General features: G+C 46.2%; 16 protein-coding genes. 6 read left to right on the forward strand and 10 right to left on the reverse strand.

What is annotated here, in order from left to right; translation table 11 throughout:
• Positions 1–61: 61 nt before the first annotated feature.
• Positions 62–727, forward strand: coding sequence for an alpha/beta hydrolase (locus ICV38_RS07340; protein ID WP_215378790.1), 666 nt, complete (start codon positions 62–64; stop codon positions 725–727).
• Positions 728–729: 2 nt separating this feature from the next.
• Here ICV38_RS07340 and ICV38_RS07345 read toward each other — a convergent pair whose 3' ends face one another.
• The 3 genes from ICV38_RS07345 to pmbA all read right to left on the reverse strand — a co-directional run bounded on the left by ICV38_RS07345 (position 730) and on the right by pmbA (position 4088).
• Positions 730–1515 (reverse strand): sulfite exporter TauE/SafE family protein, encoded by a 786-nt coding sequence (locus ICV38_RS07345; RefSeq protein WP_215378792.1) that lies wholly within the window; start codon positions 1513–1515, stop codon positions 730–732.
• Between the two features lie 80 nt (positions 1516–1595).
• Positions 1596–2678, reverse strand: coding sequence for a TRAP transporter substrate-binding protein (locus ICV38_RS07350; protein ID WP_215378794.1), 1083 nt, complete (start codon positions 2676–2678; stop codon positions 1596–1598).
• A 63-nt stretch (positions 2679–2741) separates the two neighbouring features.
• A complete protein-coding gene (pmbA, locus tag ICV38_RS07355; protein ID WP_215378801.1) occupies positions 2742–4088 on the reverse strand; it encodes a metalloprotease PmbA in 1347 nt (448 codons plus the stop codon).
• A gap of 26 nt (positions 4089–4114) precedes the next feature.
• Between pmbA and mog the strand changes: the two genes are divergently transcribed.
• Positions 4115–4738, forward strand: coding sequence for a molybdopterin adenylyltransferase (gene mog, locus ICV38_RS07360; protein ID WP_215378803.1), 624 nt, complete (start codon positions 4115–4117; stop codon positions 4736–4738).
• A 5-nt stretch (positions 4739–4743) separates the two neighbouring features.
• On the opposite strand, the gene orn is transcribed toward mog, so the two are convergent.
• Complete coding sequence (orn, locus tag ICV38_RS07365) at positions 4744–5328, reverse strand: oligoribonuclease (protein ID WP_215378805.1); 585 nt, start codon at positions 5326–5328, stop codon at positions 4744–4746.
• A gap of 15 nt (positions 5329–5343) precedes the next feature.
• On the opposite strand from orn, the gene ICV38_RS07370 reads away from it, so the two are divergent.
• Both ICV38_RS07370 and rsgA read left to right on the forward strand, forming a co-directional pair.
• Positions 5344–6594: a M48 family metallopeptidase gene (locus ICV38_RS07370; RefSeq protein ID WP_215378807.1), complete on the forward strand. Its 1251-nt coding sequence runs from the start codon at positions 5344–5346 to the stop codon at positions 6592–6594.
• Positions 6595–6605: 11 nt separating this feature from the next.
• Positions 6606–7619 carry a ribosome small subunit-dependent GTPase A gene (gene rsgA, locus ICV38_RS07375; RefSeq protein WP_215378809.1) on the forward strand — a complete coding sequence of 338 codons (1014 nt, stop codon included), beginning with the start codon at positions 6606–6608 and terminating at the stop codon, positions 7617–7619.
• Here rsgA and ICV38_RS07380 read toward each other — a convergent pair.
• From ICV38_RS07380 to rpsP, 6 genes are all read right to left on the reverse strand, one after another.
• Complete coding sequence (locus tag ICV38_RS07380) at positions 7564–8523, reverse strand: CobD/CbiB family protein (protein WP_215378811.1); 960 nt, start codon at positions 8521–8523, stop codon at positions 7564–7566. The genes rsgA and ICV38_RS07380 overlap by 56 nt on opposite strands.
• Positions 8520–9257, reverse strand: a complete 738-nt coding sequence (locus ICV38_RS07385) for a CoA pyrophosphatase (protein WP_215378812.1) — start codon at positions 9255–9257, stop codon at positions 8520–8522. Before ICV38_RS07385 ends, ICV38_RS07380 begins: the two co-directional genes overlap by 4 nt.
• Before the next feature lie 66 nt (positions 9258–9323).
• Positions 9324–9716, reverse strand: a complete 393-nt coding sequence (gene rplS, locus ICV38_RS07390) for a 50S ribosomal protein L19 (RefSeq protein WP_215378814.1) — start codon at positions 9714–9716, stop codon at positions 9324–9326.
• 135 nt (positions 9717–9851) lie between these two features.
• Entirely contained in the window at positions 9852–10598 is a 747-nt protein-coding gene (gene trmD / locus ICV38_RS07395) for a tRNA (guanosine(37)-N1)-methyltransferase TrmD (protein ID WP_215378816.1), read from the reverse strand.
• A 30-nt stretch (positions 10599–10628) separates the two neighbouring features.
• Positions 10629–11195 (reverse strand): ribosome maturation factor RimM, encoded by a 567-nt coding sequence (gene rimM / locus ICV38_RS07400; protein ID WP_215378818.1) that lies wholly within the window; start codon positions 11193–11195, stop codon positions 10629–10631.
• A gap of 92 nt (positions 11196–11287) precedes the next feature.
• Complete coding sequence (gene rpsP, locus ICV38_RS07405; RefSeq protein WP_068948964.1) at positions 11288–11533, reverse strand: 30S ribosomal protein S16; 246 nt, start codon at positions 11531–11533, stop codon at positions 11288–11290.
• Between the two features lie 295 nt (positions 11534–11828).
• On the opposite strand from rpsP, the gene ICV38_RS07410 reads away from it, so the two are divergent.
• Positions 11829–12287: an META domain-containing protein gene (locus ICV38_RS07410; RefSeq protein ID WP_251368130.1), complete on the forward strand. Its 459-nt coding sequence runs from the start codon at positions 11829–11831 to the stop codon at positions 12285–12287.
• A gap of 17 nt (positions 12288–12304) precedes the next feature.
• Positions 12305–12751 (forward strand): hypothetical protein, encoded by a 447-nt coding sequence (locus ICV38_RS07415; protein ID WP_215378821.1) that lies wholly within the window; start codon positions 12305–12307, stop codon positions 12749–12751.
• The last annotated feature ends 36 nt before the right edge of the window (positions 12752–12787 follow it).

The following is a 12787-nucleotide window of genomic DNA, read 5'->3' on the forward strand; positions in this document are numbered from 1 at the left end:
TATTACACCGCATTAGAATAGACTCATATTGAATCCATCCCATCTGGAGCACTTGAATCTTATGTTGCCATGCATCGAATTAGAAACCTCTCCAAACCCAACCGCCTCCGTAATCTGGTTGCATGGCCTTGGGGCGGATGGCAATGACTTTGTGCCCATCGTCCCAGAGCTTCATTTAGAGGGATGCCCGGGGATTCGCTTTGTTTTTCCTAGTGCACCTACTATGCCAGTGACTGTTAATGGTGGCTATGTCATGCCTGCCTGGTATGACATCATCGGCAGAAATCTGACTGATCAAGAGGATGCTGCTGGTATACATCGTTCAGCATCCTCGATTAGCCAATTGATTGAAAAAGAAGCTGACCGTGGCATCGCGTATGACAATATTGTGTTGGCTGGCTTTTCACAAGGTTGCGCTATGGCTCTACAGATTGGACTTCGTTTTCCACAGAAATTAGCTGGCATCATGGCTCTATCTGGATATCTTCCACTTGCAATCTCACTCAATACCGAGAAGCATGCCGCCAACCAACATACACCTATTTTTATGGCTCATGGCATGTACGACACCGTAGTTGTTCCTGAGCGTGCCGAAGCTTCTTGTGCCTTATTAGAAAAAATGGGCTATTCAGTCTCTTGGAATGAATATCCCATGGAACACTCAGTCAATCGCGAAGAGCTCATGGATATTTCACGCTTTTTACAGAGCGTATTGATCAAGCCGTAAAACTATGCCAAACCATCGATGAGTAACTTTACTCCGGCCACCAGCAAGAAGAAGCGCACTATACGGTAGTACCAATTCACCGGTATATGTTTTGCCAAATAGAAGCCGAAGTACACTCCGATTGGCACACAGGGCAAAATTAAAATTGAGGTGATCAGATAGTCCCACTGAATCAAGCCTAGATAAGCATAGGGCCCTACCTTTGCGAAGTTTAAGCAAGCAAAAAAAATGCCTAATGTTGAGGTGTAAACCATTGGAGCAAGTTTTTCTCTGAGCATGTATGCAGTAATGGGAGGACCGCCATTATGAGCCACAAAAGAAGTCACGCCAGAAAGAATGCTTAGCAATATGCCGAGCCACGGCGATAGTTTTGCTTTGTTTGATTCAAAATAACTCATGACCAAATCCTGAAGCAAATACAGCAGAATAAATATTCCAATACATAAGGTCAGCACTTGAGGTGCTATCACTGCGAAAAAAATCATCCCAATCAAAATGCCTATAGCAGCTGATGGCAATACGAGGCTTAATATTTTCCAGTTTGCATTTCGCAAAAAACGTCTTAAGCCAACCAAGTCAATAGCAATGAGCAGCGGCAACAAAATTGCCAATGCCTCTGCAATACTCACCTGGCTCGCCAATAAAGGAAGTGAGAGTGTGCCAAGCCCAGCCCCAAAACCGCTTTTAGAGATGCCTACTAGTAGGACGCTCAGAATGGCGAAAATGAAAAACGTCAAACTATGGGTTTGAAATGATTGGCTTAGCTGGGAGAGCAAAGATTCGAGCATTTAGCGATCTTACCAAGCTAAAAGAAAAGGGCTCCATAGAGCCCTAAAAATTCTAATTGATGAGTGCTAAAGGTATCTTATTAGAGCTTCTTGTTAAAGCTATATTGAGCAAATGCCTGCTCTGCAACACCAAACCACTGTGCCTCCATATTTCTAAATGCGCGATAGTCATCGAATATCTTCTTAAACTGAGGATTCTTGGCAGATTCTTCCGCGTAAGTTTCTTGGCTAGCTTTAAAGCAAGCGTCCATGATGGATGTATTGAACTTGCGTAGAACGGCGCCATTTTGCAAGAGACGTTGCAATGCCGGTGGGTTGAGTGCATCGTATTTTGCACACATATCGGTATGCGCCTCAAAACAAGCAGACTCCCATGCCGCTTGGTAAGAAGGTGGCAAAGAATCCCACTGTTTTTTGTTTACCAAGAATGAGAGGCCGGCAGCGCCCTCCCAGAAAGCAGGGTAATAGTAGTTCTTTGCAACTTTCGCTAAGCCCAACTTTTCATCATCATAAGGACCAACAAATTCTGCGGCATCGATCGTCCCTTTTTCTAAGGCTGAATAAATCTCACCAGCAGGCAATTGTTGAGGTACCACACCCAACTTAGATAAAACTTGCCCTGCAAAACCAGCGATACGGAATTTCAGGCCCTTTAAGTCTTCTGGTGATTTAATTTCTTTGCGGAACCAGCCCCCCATTTGGGTACCGGTCTGGCCGCCAAGGAAGTTAACAATGTTGTAGCTCGCATAGAGCTCGCGCATCAACTTCATACCGTTGCCATGAAGCATCCAAGCTGATTGCTGACGCACAGTCATACCAAATGGTGCTGCAGTATCAAAAATGAAAGCGCTATTTTTTCCCAAGTAGTAATAGCTAGCGGTGTGACCACACTCAACTGTACCGTTTTGTACAGCATCCAATACTTGTAACGCAGGGACTACCTCACCCGCCGCAAATACTTTGACATTAAATTTGCCATCAGTAGCTTTACGCAAGGCATTAGCAAAGACTTCAGGGGTTCCAAAAAGGGTATCGAGTGATTTGGGGAAACTGGAAACTAAGCGCCAGTTCAGCGTTGGCAAACTCTGTGCAATTGCTGGCGCCCCCAGCGCTGCAACTCCTGCGCCTAGCGTTGCCTTCTTAAGAAATGAACGTCTTTGCATTACCATCTCCTTCAGTATTTTTATAGATGTTTACTGCTACTTACTTAAATTCTATAACGACGATTATTTTCCACCAACCGTCATTGAACCAATGAGGATTGAGCCAGTTTCTTTGGTACCTCGAATTAATGAATCGCTACCAATCAACTCAATATCTAAAAGCATATCGCGCAGATTACCAGCAATGGTTACTTCCTCTACGGGATATTGAATTTCACCGTTCTCAACCCAATACCCAAATGCGCCACGTGAGTAGTCACCTGTAACGTAATTCACACCCTGCCCCATCAACTCGGTAACCAATAACCCAGTGCCCATTTCTTTTAGCAGGGCAGGTAAGCCACCCTTAGGAGTCTTTTTACTTTGTAGAGTGAGATGATGCGAACCACCAGCGTTACCGGTAGTTTTCATTCCTAGCTTACGCGCAGAATAGGTAGAGAGAAAATAGCCCTCCAAAACTCCTTTATCCACTACCGTGCGCGCACTGGTCTTGACGCCTTCTTCATCGAAGGGCGCACTACCAGTCATGGCTTTGAGATGCGGGTTTTCAAACAGGCTGATATGTTTAGGTAAGACTTGCTTTCCTAGGCTATCCAACAAGAAACTCGAGCGACGATATAGCGCCCCTCCAGAAACTGCTTGTACCAGGCCCCCCAATAGACCAGCAGCCAAAGGAGCCTCAAAGATCACCGGGCAACGCCGTGTGGTGAGCGATCTTGCTTTGAGTCGAGATAAGGCACGCTGTGCAGCGTACTGACCAATTGCCGCTGGATCAGCTAACTCTGCAGGTATACGGGAACTGGAATACCAGTCGTCTCTTTGCATGGGGGATTTTTTTCCACCCTCACTAGCAATCGGCGCGCAAGAAATATAGTGACGCGAGAATGGATAGCCGCCCATAAAACCGTGTGACGTTCCCATCATAAAATGAGCATGATGAGCGGATACCGAAGCGCCATCACTATTTTTGATTTGCTTACTTACCGAAAATGCAGCACCCTCTGCAATGCGGGCAATCTCTACTGCACGAGCTGCATCAATATCCCAGGGATGAAATAAATCCAGATCCATTGGATTTTTTTCTAATAACTCGGCTTCAGCAGGCCCAGCACAATTATCTTCTGCAGTATGTTGGGCGATGTGATACGCAGCATCCACAGTTGCCCTCAATGATTCTGTTGAAAAATCACTGGTACTGGCATTGCCGCGATGGTGACCCAAAAATACGGTGACCCCAACTTGTTTATCTAAGCTTTGCTCAATAGTCTCTACCTCTCCCTTACGGACTGTTACTGAGAGACCCTGGCCTTCGGATATTTCCGCAACCGCGTCAGAGGCACCCCTTCTTTTGGCCTCTTTGAGCATGAAATTGATGATTTCTTGAAACTGGCTGGATGAATATGTAAACATGCCCTAATAATAGCTAGAATAGAAATATGAAGCATACCGAAGCCCTGAAGCGGAAGACCTCAAATGAGGTCAAAATTGGCCTTATCTCGATCTCCGACCGTGCCAGCAAAGGTATTTATCAAGATGAAGGCATTCCTGCCCTACAAACATGGCTTATGAAAGCCATCCTCAATGACTGCACCTTCCATGAACGTCTGATTGCCGACGAAACGGAAACTATCACCGAAACCATTGTTGAATTGGTAGATGAGCTTGGTTGTGACTTAGTTCTCACTACAGGCGGCACAGGACCCTCTAGACGTGATGTCACTCCCGAGGCAACCTTAGATGCCGGAACCCGAGAAATGCCTGGATTTGGCGAGCAAATGCGCCAAATTAGTCTGAAATTCGTACCAACAGCGATTTTGTCTAGACAAACGGCCGTTCTTCGTGAAATTGAAGGGCATGCCGCTCTTGTAATTAATTTGCCTGGACAACCAAAAGCGATTGCCGAAACCCTTGAGGGCTTGAAAGATGAGAACGGCAAATCCATCGTTCCCGGCATCTTTGCCGCCGTACCCTATTGCATCGACTTGATTGGCGGACCATATATCGAGACCAATGAAGAAATCATCAAGGCCTTTAGACCGAAGAGCGCAATCAAGAAATAAATTCTTTAAGGCAGCGGGACAATAAATTTGTCGCGGTAATACTTCAGCTCTTCAATCGATTCTTCGATATCCGCTAACGCAGTATGAGCCTGCTTCTTGGTAAAGCCTTTTACCAACTCTGGATGCCAACGCTTGCATAGTTCTTTGAGTGTTGAAACATCCACATTTCGATAATGAAAGTAAGCTTCAAGCTTGGGCATATATTTAGCCATGAAGCGCCGATCTTGACCGATCGTATTGCCGCACATCGGTGCAATACCAGGTTTAATGTACTTCTTTAGAAAGGCAATACATTCTGCTTCCACTGTCGCCTCATCTATGGTGGAGGCCTTGACCTTTTCGATCAGTCCAGATCGACCGTGAGTACCTTTATTCCAAGCATCCATCGCATCTAGCAGCGCGTCGTCCTGGTGTACTACCCAAACAGGAGCGGTTGCAATAGTGTTGAGATGGGCGTCCGTCACAATAATGGCGATTTCTAGAATTCGCTCATTTTCCGGGTCTAAGCCAGACATCTCCATATCAACCCAAATTAGGTGTTCATTGGCTGGCGCCGTCTTTGTTACTGCAGGATTGGTTTGTTCGCTCATATCTATAATGATCTCATGACATTCACAATTGTTTTCCTAATCGCTTTCATTGCCAGTTTTGGCCTGCGCCACTGGTTATCTCAACGTCAAATTCGCCATGTTGCGCAACATCGAGGTGCGGTTCCTGCAGAATTTGCTCCCAAGGTGACGCTGGCCGAACATCAAAAGGCGGCTGACTACACGATCGCTAAATTACGCTTGGGTGTGCTAGAAAACGGCGTTAGCGCCATCATTTTAATTGCCTTCACTTTATTGGGAGGCCTGGAAATTCTCAATATTGCTCTACTGCAATTACTTGGAGAGGGGATTGCTCAGCAGATCGCTCTCCTTGCATCTATCGCCATGATTTCCGGAGCAATAGATCTACCCTTCTCTTGGTATAAACAGTTTTACCTTGAAGAGCGCTTTGGCTTTAATCGCATGGGTAAAAAATTATTTTTTACCGATTTGTTTAAGGGTGTTGCTCTGGGCGCAGCCATTGGTCTGCCATTACTCTGGGTCATCCTCACGCTAATGCTCAAGGCTGGCGATCTTTGGTGGCTCTGGGCATGGGCAGTGCTTTCCGTATTTAGTCTCTTGATGCAGTGGATTTTTCCAAGCTTCATCGCGCCGCTATTTAATAAGTTCCAAGCACTAGAAGATGGTCCACTAAAAACCCAGATAGAGGCTTTACTCACACGCTGTGATTTTGCAAGCCAAGGTCTATTTGTGATGGATGGCAGCAAGCGTAGTGCTCATGGCAATGCATTCTTTGCTGGTATGGGCAAAGCGAAACGTATTGTGTTTTTTGACACACTGATTGAGAAACTCAATCCTGGCGAAGTAGAGGCAGTACTTGCTCATGAACTAGGGCATTTCAAATGCAAACATATTCGCAAGCGTCTAATTGTTTCTTTTGCTTTGAGCTTTGCCATGTTCGCCCTACTAGGCTGGATCAGCACACAGGTCTGGTTCTATACCGACCTTGGCGTCATGCCCAATCTCAATGGCTACAACGGCGGCTTAGCTCTGGCGCTATTCATGCTGGTATCGCCTGTATTTAGCTTTTTCCTTACGCCCCTGGGAAGCTTGGCCTCGCGTAAACATGAATACGAGGCTGATAGCTTTGCCGCAGAAAAATCGTCTGCACAAGACCTGATCTCTGCCCTAGTGAAGCTATACCAAGATAACGCATCTACTTTGACACCAGATCCGATCTATACCGCCTTTTATAGCTCGCATCCTCCTGCTCCATTACGCATCGCGAATTTGCAACGCTTTAGCTAGTCCCACTGTATATGGAACAATTTCGCGCGCTACTCCCTGCCTCCTACGGAAGACATTATTTAGCGCAGCGTCTGGTTGCAGACACTCTTGGTACTGAATCGCCAAGTGGTCCCTTGATTCAGGTCAGCACTCCAGCCAAACAGCACGTTGGTGCAGTAGGCGATCGGATGTTGCTGGAGATGACTTCAGCAGATCAAGCGCGCATTATTGAAATTGAGCCGCGTGAGAATATTCTCTATCGCTCTGATGCCTTCAAAAGCAAAATCATTGCCTCTAACGTGGATCAAATTTTGGTTGTGCTCGCAACGCAACCTGCGTTCTCGCCCGATTTATTAGGCAGAGCGATTGTTGCTGCAGAAGCCAATCAAATTGGTTTACATATTCTGCTCAATAAGTGTGACCTCAAAGATAACTTAGTGCATGCACGCAAAATCATTGAACCCTATGCACGCATGGGCTACCCCGTGAGTGAGGTATCTGCCAAATTTGATAGCGCTTCAATTGATGCACTCCGCCCCGCACTCGCTGGTAAAGTGTCGGTCTTTGTTGGCCAGTCTGGTATGGGTAAGTCCAGCTTACTCAATGCTTGGGTGCCCGATGCAGCAGCGCTTACTCAAGAATATTCTGTGCGCCTGGATACCGGCAAGCACACTACCACTGCTTGTCGCTATTTTGAGCTACCCAAAGCTTGGGGCAGTGGCGAATCCGGAAACTTGGGCGCATTAATAGATTCCCCAGGCTTTCAGGAATTTGGCTTAGCGCATATGTCAGTGAGTGAATTGCAGCATGCTTTTAGGGAATTTAAAGACCTGCTTGGCAAGTGCCGCTTTCATAATTGCGCTCACCAGTCTGAACCTGACTGCGCTGTTCGTGAGGCAGTAGACAGAAATGAAATAGCGCCAGAAAGACTGGCGCTATTTAGGCAGCTGCGTTCAGATTCGAAGACAGCTGATACACAAATTCAGGGAATTAGCCAAGCCAAAGAGCGGTGGTCAGCATTAGCAACAAAGCCATCCAAACGATAACTAAGCGCCATACCAAGCCAACTGCAGAGCGCATGGTACGCTCAGTAGGCTCAAGACCTACTTCATAAACTAAAGGCTCACCAGCCTCAGCCATCCTCAAAACTTCATCACTATCAGGCTCACTCAACGGCTCACCCAAGCGCACACCCAAAGCACCACTACCTGCTGCCAATATGACTGCGAATAAAGAATCAGCCCATTTTTGAGTGAGATAACGCCAAGCGTACACCGCGCCCTCGAAGTTACCAACGATTGCAAAACCCATTGCAGTGATGCGTGATGGAATCCAATCCAATACATAGAAGAAATGACGCGCAGACTCGCTCAAATTGTAGTCACCACGTTCAGACCAACGCTGCGCAGCGATATCCGCCAAGCGATAGAGCACGACGCCTGCAGGACCCATAGGCATCATGAACCAAAACAAGACGCCAAACACATGGCGATGCGAGCCAATAATGGCGCGCTCTAAGGCCAGTGAAATCACTTCGGTCTCTGAAAGATTCGAGGTATCTAATTCAGGTCCATACCATTCGCTAAGAGCGGCACGTGCAGCTGGTAGGTCATGCGCTTCAATCGCTTCATGCACCAAAGTAAATGAGTGGCTGAATTGACGAAAGCCAAAAAACAAATACGCAATGACGATATTCCACAAGAAACCCAGAATAGGATATGTCACCATGCACGTGACATAAACCATAAATACTAAAAACGTTGGCAGAACAAATGCAACCAAACAGGCCATGCGTGCGCCCACGGGACTCGCACCCTCTTCAGACTTGCCACCAAATTCATTGGCGACCCAATCTAGCCAGCGCATGCTAAGACGCGCAATCCAATGATTGGTAGTTACTGGGCGATATTGCTCAGCAATGAGGGCGAAGAGAATAGAAAAGAAAGTCATACTTTTAATAAATGATAAAGGTTACGTAACATTCCCGCAGTGGCACCCCAAATAAAGCGGTTCTCATAAGGCATTGAATAAAAACGGCGACCGCCCTGCTCACTTTGCCACAGCCTGACCTGGTGGTTAGCCGGATCCAATAAAAATTGGAGTGGCACCTCAAAAACATCTGCCACCTCAAACTCATCTAAAACATATTCTGCCTGAGGCTGAACTAATCCTACTACCGGAGTGACGCTATAGCCAGAAACCGTCAGATATTGAGGAAGATGCCCAATAATCTCGACCCGCCCAGGATCTAAACCAATCTCTTCATGGCTCTCTCTTAAAGCAGTGTCATCCGGACTAAGATCCTCAGGATCCATTCGTCCACCCGGGAAACTAATCTGCCCAGCATGGTCACGCAAATGATTGGTTCTTTGTGTAAGCAAAACAGATAGACCATCTGCTTTTAATAGCAAAGGGATTAAGACTGCTGCCCGCGTTACCTTCCCAGCAGCTTGACGCCTGGCAATAATATCGGCAGCGATCACGTGACGATTCTCATCCGTAATCTCGGGTTGCCATTCTGGTGGATATTGCAAGCGCGCCTTCAAAGCCTGCGGCTCTAAGAGCTCTTTAGCAACCTTCTTATCGCTAACACGCACCTCATGTATCGGAATTGCTTCCGCATTAAAACCTGGAGGCGCAGCTACATTGATTGCATCTTCTTCAGGCTTTGAGGTTTTAGGCATAGTCATATTCTAAGGCAACAAAAAAGGCGACCTAGGCCGCCTTTTTGATTTGCTTCAAAGCAGCAATTACTCAGCAGCAGCAGCTGTTGGCTTAACACGTGCTTGAAGTTTTTCTTTAATACGTGCTGACTTACCTGAACGATCACGCAAGTAGTACAACTTCGCGCGACGTACATCACCGCGACGCTTCACTTCAACGCTAGCGATCAATGGCGAGTAGGTTTGGAAAGTACGCTCAACGCCTTCACCAGAAGAAATCTTACGCACGATAAAGCTGGAATTGAGTCCGCGATTACGTTTAGCAATCACAACGCCTTCAAAGGCCTGGGTACGCTTACGTGTACCTTCAACAACGTTTACGCTAACTACTACTGTGTCACCAGGCGCAAAGCTTGGCAATACTTTGTTAGCACTTAAGCGAGCAATTTCTTCTTGCTCAATTTTTGCAATTAAATTCATTTTTAATCCTTAAACATCATATTAGCGTTTAATCCCGAGATCTAAATCAACGGACCTAATAGAGGATGCAGTTAAAACAATTTCACTAAACCAAAAACCAAACCTTTAAATCACTACTGAGGAAACTAAAAGTATTCACAGCGAGCGAAGAAATTGTTCATCTTCTCGGGTTAGCAACCCATTGGCTCTGGCCGAATCAATTAAATCTGGCCTTAACCTGAACGTCAGCTCTAAAGACTTCTGCCGACGCCAATCCGCTATTTTAGCGTGATGTCCGCCCAAAAGCACGTCTGGGACGGATAAATTTTCATAAATCTCTGGTCTAGTGTAGTGCGAATAGTCCAAAAGACCGTTCATAAAGCTATCCTGAGTGGCAGATTCGCCATCTCCTAGGGCTCCTGGGATCAGCCTAATAACCGCATCCATCATTGCCATAGCGGGGATTTCGCCCCCAGAAAGCACAAAATCACCAATAGATAACTGTAAATCCACATTTCGATCTACGAACCGTTGGTCAATTGCCTCATATCGACCACAAACGAAGGTTAAATTACCCATATTCAGAATATCTGAGGCTATTTTTTGAGAAAACCGCTCCCCTTGGGGCGCCAAAAGACAAACGGGACCAGATGTCACTCCTGCAGCCTGGTGCGCTGCCTTAACCCCTGTAATGGTGTCCTCGAGAGGTTTGACCATCATCACCATACCAGGACCGCCACCGTAAGCGCGGTCATCTACTGTCTTCCGAGGGTCGCCACAAAAATCTCGCGGATTCCATAAATGGACGCTTGCCAAAGATTGTTCGCATGCGCGACCAGTAACACCCCACTGCGTAAGTGCAGAGAACATTTCTGGGAATAAGGTAACGACATCAAAGCGCATATGGTTATGTCTTGAGTTTTTGCTGAGGGCTTATTGCCAATCTAATTGCCAATCCAGCGTAATTGCTTTATTAGGTAAGTCTACGGTTTGTACAACTTCTTTTACAAAGGGGACAAGGTACTTGATTTCTTTGGTGGTGGCATCACCAATAGCGATGACACCATGCGCGCCATTTTCAGTGACATCAAGCACTTCACCTAAGACATCATTTTGTAAATTGATTGCCTGACAACCAATCAGATCCACCCAGTAATAAGAATCGCTCTCAGCTTTTGGAAAGGCATCACGTGCCACCAGAATACGGGCGCCCTTTAAGGCAATGGCTTGATCGCGATCAGTCACACCCTCTAATGCAACAACTACATTGCCACTATGCATCTTGGCGCTTTTCACTTTGTATTGCGTCAATGAAGCTTGCTCAACAGACGCAGCAACGCCAGCATCCCTTTGCGGGACCAGAGACAGCCAAACTGTTTTAGAAGAGAGAAGTGCAACAGGGTCAGATGAGTGAGGTCTAACTTTCACTTGCCCCTGCAAACCTTGCGCCTCAGATATAGCGCCAAGTTCAATCAATTCATTAAGGGAAGGCGTACTCATTTGCAAGTCACCTTATTTCCCAAAATAAAACTACTAATTAATTTTGAAACTTGAAGCATCGACACAAAGTGGAAGCTTCAAGCAAACAAATATTAAGCAGCTGGATTGTTCTTAATTAAACGAACAACAGTTGGAGATACTTGCGCACCAACACCAGTCCAGTAAGTCAAACGATCTTGAGCAATGCGCATGGCTTGCTCAGATTCAGCTGCTTGTGGATTGAAGTAACCAATACGCTCGATAAAGTTCGAGTCACGGCGGTTACGCTTATCAGTAGCAACAATGCTGTAAAAAGGGCGCTTCTTAGAACCGCCGCGTGCCAGTCGAATGACGACCATACTTATTCCTTAAAATCTAAAAATGAAAACAGGTTGATTACAACCCAATGAAATTTCTGCAAAAATCTTGGGCTCCAGCTCACCAACTAAACGACGGTAAAGCGGAAAACCTCATATTCTAGACGAAAACCCCTACTTCTTCCACCTATTTAAGCGTCTAAGCCAGTAGAATAGAATCCATAGAAAAATAAAAAATACTTATAAATCAATATCTTATATCAATATGCCATTCCAAATAGTCCGTTTTAACCCCAACCGAGGCCTTCTAAACCGCCTCAGGATTGCACTTTCTTGCATGGGACTTGGGCTTTTGACCGCATGCGCGAATATCATCCCGCCTTGTGGAGCCAAAATTAGCCCACCCAGCAGTGAGCTACGCAATACCAAATGGGAGCTGACGCGTTGGAACCTCCCCCCTAATAACAACGGTGAAGTACGCACCCGCCAGATTCCTCAGGGCGAAGCCAGCAATCCTATTCAGATAACTTTTGACGCCAATGGCAAACGCCTCAGCGGATCAACTGGATGCAATCGCTTTACCGCAGAACTCGATGAAGATGCGCGTGGTTTTAGTTTGAGCAAAATTGCTAGCACTAAGATGGCTTGCACTCCTCAGCGTATGGAATTAGAGAATGACTTTCTCTATGAACTGAACGACTATCGCAGCATCATCCGCAATGGTGATCAATTACTAATGATTGGCACCGATCGCGAAGTGCTCAGTTTTATTCAACGTCCCATCACTAACAAATAAAGAAGCGCCGATCATTTATGAAGAAATCCAAACTGATATTTTGTCTACTCGGATTATTTTTTCCGGGCACTGGGTTAAATTGCTTTTACTTGCAGGGCGTTAAATCCTTCTGGGGATGGACACAATTTTTTGCTCTCTTTGGAGGCTTTGTTGGCTGGGGTTTACTTAAAGATGCGCACTTTATTTCCGGCCCAGGCTGGGTGCTTCTGACCTTTGGCTTTATTGCCATAGAAGCAAGTTGGCTCACTACGATTACCTTTGGTCTGCGCCCAGATGAAAAATGGGATGCTCAATTTAATCCTGGCATTGCAGAGCATGAACGCAGCCAATCAGGTTGGCTTGTGGTCCTAACTGTGATCTTTTCACTCGTGCTTGGGGCAGGCGTCATGATGACATTCTTAGCGATCGCTTTTGAGCAATTCTTTATTTCGCAGCTCCAAGAAGCCAGAAAGCTATCCCAGTAACGGCGGATAGCTTTGGCTTTGGCTTTGGCTCTGGCT

It is taken from the genome of Polynucleobacter sp. MG-6-Vaara-E2 (assembly GCF_018687695.1).
In the GTDB taxonomy this organism is placed as follows: Bacteria; Pseudomonadota; Gammaproteobacteria; order Burkholderiales; family Burkholderiaceae; genus Polynucleobacter.

Bases quoted from the DNA above. Each gene is read 5' to 3' on its own strand.
- rplS (WP_215378814.1), bottom strand. From the start codon at position 9,716: ATGAATTTAATTGCAAAAATTGAGCAAGAAGAAATTGCTCGCTTAAGT.
- ICV38_RS07370 (WP_215378807.1), top strand. From the start codon at position 5,344: ATGACATTCACAATTGTTTTCCTAATCGCTTTCATTGCCAGTTTTGGC.
- rpsP (WP_068948964.1), bottom strand. From the start codon at position 11,533: ATGGTCGTCATTCGACTGGCACGCGGCGGTTCTAAGAAGCGCCCTTTT.
- mog (WP_215378803.1), top strand. From the start codon at position 4,115: ATGAAGCATACCGAAGCCCTGAAGCGGAAGACCTCAAATGAGGTCAAA.
- orn (WP_215378805.1), bottom strand. From the start codon at position 5,328: ATGAGCGAACAAACCAATCCTGCAGTAACAAAGACGGCGCCAGCCAAT.
- pmbA (WP_215378801.1), bottom strand. From the start codon at position 4,088: ATGTTTACATATTCATCCAGCCAGTTTCAAGAAATCATCAATTTCATG.
- ICV38_RS07350 (WP_215378794.1), bottom strand. From the start codon at position 2,678: ATGCAAAGACGTTCATTTCTTAAGAAGGCAACGCTAGGCGCAGGAGTT.
- ICV38_RS07380 (WP_215378811.1), bottom strand. From the start codon at position 8,523: ATGACTTTCTTTTCTATTCTCTTCGCCCTCATTGCTGAGCAATATCGC.
- rsgA (WP_215378809.1), top strand. From the start codon at position 6,606: ATGGAACAATTTCGCGCGCTACTCCCTGCCTCCTACGGAAGACATTAT.
- ICV38_RS07415 (WP_215378821.1), top strand. From the start codon at position 12,305: ATGAAGAAATCCAAACTGATATTTTGTCTACTCGGATTATTTTTTCCG.
- ICV38_RS07340 (WP_215378790.1), top strand. From the start codon at position 62: ATGTTGCCATGCATCGAATTAGAAACCTCTCCAAACCCAACCGCCTCC.
- ICV38_RS07345 (WP_215378792.1), bottom strand. From the start codon at position 1,515: ATGCTCGAATCTTTGCTCTCCCAGCTAAGCCAATCATTTCAAACCCAT.
- ICV38_RS07385 (WP_215378812.1), bottom strand. From the start codon at position 9,257: ATGCCTAAAACCTCAAAGCCTGAAGAAGATGCAATCAATGTAGCTGCG.
- rimM (WP_215378818.1), bottom strand. From the start codon at position 11,195: ATGAGTACGCCTTCCCTTAATGAATTGATTGAACTTGGCGCTATATCT.
- trmD (WP_215378816.1), bottom strand. From the start codon at position 10,598: ATGCGCTTTGATGTCGTTACCTTATTCCCAGAAATGTTCTCTGCACTT.
- ICV38_RS07410 (WP_251368130.1), top strand. From the start codon at position 11,829: ATGGGACTTGGGCTTTTGACCGCATGCGCGAATATCATCCCGCCTTGT.